The sequence below is a fragment of the Nonomuraea sp. NPDC001699 genome (assembly GCF_053596455.1).
Window position 1 is genome coordinate 1 of sequence record NZ_JBSFGF010000077.1, and the last position, 1,932, is coordinate 1,932.

At 70.5% G+C, this 1,932-nt stretch carries 3 protein-coding genes; 1 reads left to right on the forward strand and 2 read right to left on the reverse strand.

The genetic code is table 11. The features are described from left to right. The coding region (locus tag ACWCSU_RS52750) for a glycosyltransferase family 39 protein (RefSeq protein WP_449945233.1) at window positions 1-474 on the reverse strand (474 nt) is incomplete at its 3' end. Window positions 475-479: 5 nt separating this feature from the next. Then, the gene (gene rsmI, locus ACWCSU_RS52755; RefSeq protein WP_364104818.1) at window positions 480-1,343 is read right to left on the reverse strand and encodes a 16S rRNA (cytidine(1402)-2'-O)-methyltransferase; all 864 of its coding nucleotides are present in this window, start codon (window positions 1,341-1,343) and stop codon (window positions 480-482) included. Window positions 1,344-1,401: 58 nt separating this feature from the next. Between rsmI and ACWCSU_RS52760 the strand changes: the two genes are divergently transcribed. Beyond that, the coding region (locus ACWCSU_RS52760; protein ID WP_449945236.1) for a glycosyltransferase family 39 protein at window positions 1,402-1,932 on the forward strand (531 nt) is incomplete at its 3' end.

Consider the following 1,932-nt stretch of genomic DNA (forward strand, 5'->3'; position numbering starts at 1 on the left):
TCCGGCGAAGCAGCCGAGCAGGGTGGAGCGGGTCATCCGGCGCGCCACGCGGGCCAGGACGAGGATCGACAAGGTGCCGATCAACGCCGCAGCGAACCGCCAGCCGAACGGGTTGAGCCCGAACAGCCACTCCCCCACGCTGATCATCCACTTGCCCAGCGGCGGATGGGCGACGAACGACGCGCAGTCGGACGGCTCGGCACACTGGCGAAAGATGTCCAGATTCCCGGCGATGAGCCGCCGGTCGGCGACGGGGTTCTTGGCGTCGCCGAGCATCGCGCGCTCGACCCCGTACCTGAGCAGGGAGTAGGCGTCCTTGGCGTAGTAGGTCTCGTCGAAGACGACGGCCTTGGGCTCGCCGAGGCGGACGAACCGCAACAGGCCGCCGAAGAGGGCGACCAGGAGCGGGCCCGCCCAGCCTAAGAGCGGCCGCCCCTGGAACGGCGGGACCAGTCTCCGAGCCGTCTCCCCCATGTTGATCACCCTATGCGCTTGTGCACCAGGTCATACAGCTCCCGTCTCGGCACCCCCGCGCCCTTGGCCACGTCGGCGATGGCGGTCCTGCGCTGCTCGCCCTCGGCCACCCGGCGGTCGACCTCGGCGACCAGCTCGTCCATGTCGGGCTCGCCCGCACCGGGCACGCGGCCCGCGACAACCACGGTGATCTCGCCCTTGACGCCGCCCGCGGCCCACTCGGCCAGCTCGCCGAGGCCGCCGCGGCGCACCTCTTCGTACGTCTTGGTCAGCTCGCGGCAGACGGCCGCCGGGCGGTCGGCCCCGAACGCCTCGGCCATGGCGCCCAGCGACTCGGCCAGCCGGTGGGGAGCCTCGAAGAAGACCATTGTCCGTTCCTCGGCGGCCAGTGCGGACAGCCGCCGCGCCCGGTCGCCGGTCTTGCGCGGGGGGAAGCCCTCGAAGCAGAACCTGTCGCTGGCCAGCCCCGACACCGCGAGGGCCGTGGTGACGGCGCTCGGCCCCGGCAGCGCGGTCACCGTGATGCCCGCCTCGACCGCCAGGTGGGTGAGGCGGTAGCCGGGGTCGGACACCCCGGGCATCCCGGCGTCGGTGATGACCACGACCGTGCGGCCCTGTCTCAGCGCCTCGACGAGCTCCTGGGCACGGCCCGCCTCGTTCTGGTCGTAGTAGGACACCACCCGGCCGCTGATCTCCACGCCCAGCTCGGTGGCGAGCCTGCGCAGCCGTCTGGTGTCCTCGGCGGCCACCACGTCGGCCCCGGCGAGCACCTCCCGCAGCCGCGGCGAGACGTCACCCGCCTGACCGATGGGCGCTCCGGCCAGCACCAACCTGCCTTCTTCAGTCACCAGACCATTGTGGCAGGGCATACCAATTAGACCGTGATTCTTGCAGTACCTAACGGCTTGGGGCCCGTACGATGTCCGAATGGCGGTGACCGATTCCCCGTACCAGGCCTACGACAACCCGGAGGTCGGCGAGAGTCATTCGCAGACGCGGTCCCTGCGTGACCGGGTGATCCCCCCCATGCGCGGCAGCGTCCTGTGGGGGTGGGTCGGCCCGCTGCTCATCACGCTCTTCGGCGGGATCCTGCGCTTCGTCAATCTGGGCCACCCCCGGGCCGTGGTCTTCGACGAGACCTACTACATGAAGGACGCCTTCTCCCTGATCAACTGGGGCGTCGAGCGCGTCACGATCAAGGACGCGGACAAGGCGATCCTGGCCGGGAAGACCGACATCTGGCAGTCGTGCACGCAGGAGACGCTCGACAAGTGCGCCTCGTACGTGGTGCACCCCCCGCTGGGCAAGTGGATGATCGGCGCCGGTGAGTGGCTGTTCGGGCTCAACCCGTTCGGCTGGCGGTTCGCCGCGGCGTTGATCGGCACCTTGTCGATCCTCGTCCTGGCCCGCGTGGCGCGCCGGATGACCCGCTCCACCCTGCTCGGCTGCTTCGCCGGG